Origin of the sequence: Parabacteroides sp. AM08-6 (genome assembly GCF_003473295.1) — a bacterium.
GTDB lineage: Bacteria > Bacteroidota > Bacteroidia > Bacteroidales > Tannerellaceae > Parabacteroides.
Genome location: NZ_QRMP01000075.1, coordinates 1 through 1,316, shown reverse-complemented (window position 1 = coordinate 1,316; position 1,316 = coordinate 1). Strand labels below are relative to the sequence as shown.

1 pseudogene is annotated in these 1,316 nt (G+C 47.8%); it reads right to left on the bottom strand.

Annotated features, from left to right (window positions below):
• Nucleotides 1-1,316 (bottom strand): annotated as a pseudogene (locus DW103_RS18185) (hypothetical protein); the annotation flags it as partial.

Below are 1,316 nucleotides of genomic sequence, written 5' to 3'. Positions count from 1 at the left end.
GGAGCGCCTACTGGACCTACAGGTCCGACAGGTCCCTGTTTTCCTTCTGGTCCAGCTGGACCGACATCGCCCTTGTCTCCTTTATCACCTTTGGGTAATACGATATTTAACAGGTTTTTGGGATTTCCATCCGTATCGGTTCCATCAGGAGACAATGTAACAACAGGATCATCACCTTTTGCCACATTCCCGATTGTAAATTGAGGTGTCTTTCCGGTGAATCCGATCGCTCCCGACATATCGACAATAAAGTTGAATCCGGCAACGGTACGGATATACAATTGAGCATTGTCAGGATCTTCTACGTCGTTGGTATTGATTAAGACAAAGTCACCTTCTTTGAGATTCGGATTATCCAGATCTGCGTTCATAGCTGAAACAGACGGATAAACTTTCTTGATCGAGAAAGCATCTCCTTTGACAAAGATGTCTGTTTTGTTGTAAGCTTTTGTCTCCTTATTCCACCTATATACATAATAGTTTTCACCAACATACGTCGGATGATCAGCAGTATCCTGGGCATTGGCAGCAGAGTTATTAGCCAACTCCGCTGCGGAATTGGCATTGTCTACCGCTGTTTTGCTCTCTGTGACGCGTTTCTTCTCTGCTTCTACGCGAGCGGCCTCGGCTTCAATACGAACTTTCTCGGCATTATCACGTTTACCCTCTTCGGTCACACGATTCGTTTCAGCATTAACGCGAAGCTTCTCTGCATCGTCGCGGCCAGTTTCAGCGGAGATACGTAGCTTTTCAGCGGCATCGCGATCTACTTCAGCTGCCTCACGAAACTGTTCAGCCTGGCCACGCTTTCCTTCCTCCGTCGTACGGCTCTGTTCTGACTGATTACGCAGAACTTCGGCCGCAGAGCGCTTGCCTTCTTCAGCAATACGTTCCTGTTCAGATTGTTCACGTTGAACCTCGGCATCTTTACGCACCTGCTCCTGACTGTTACGGACTCCTTCTTCCCTAATTCGAGCTTGTTCGGCATTATCCCGTATAACCTCGGCTGCTGTACGTTTCTCATCCTCTGTTACACGATTTTGTTCCGATTGATTTCGTAATTCTTCGGCTTCCGTCCGGGCTAACTCTTCTGTCTTCCGTAATCCTTCGGCGGCAACACGTTTCTTTTCAGCATCAACCCGCGCAGCTTCGTTTTCCTTGGCTGTAGTTTCAACCGTAGTCAAATCGGCTATTTTCCGGTTCCCTTCTTCCGCGATTTTAGACATTTCCGCTCGAACTTCAACTGCCGCATCTGTTGCCGGTTTCTGCAATTCGGCTTTTTCCTCTTCGGTAAAATCGGCAAGTGTAGGCTTTAA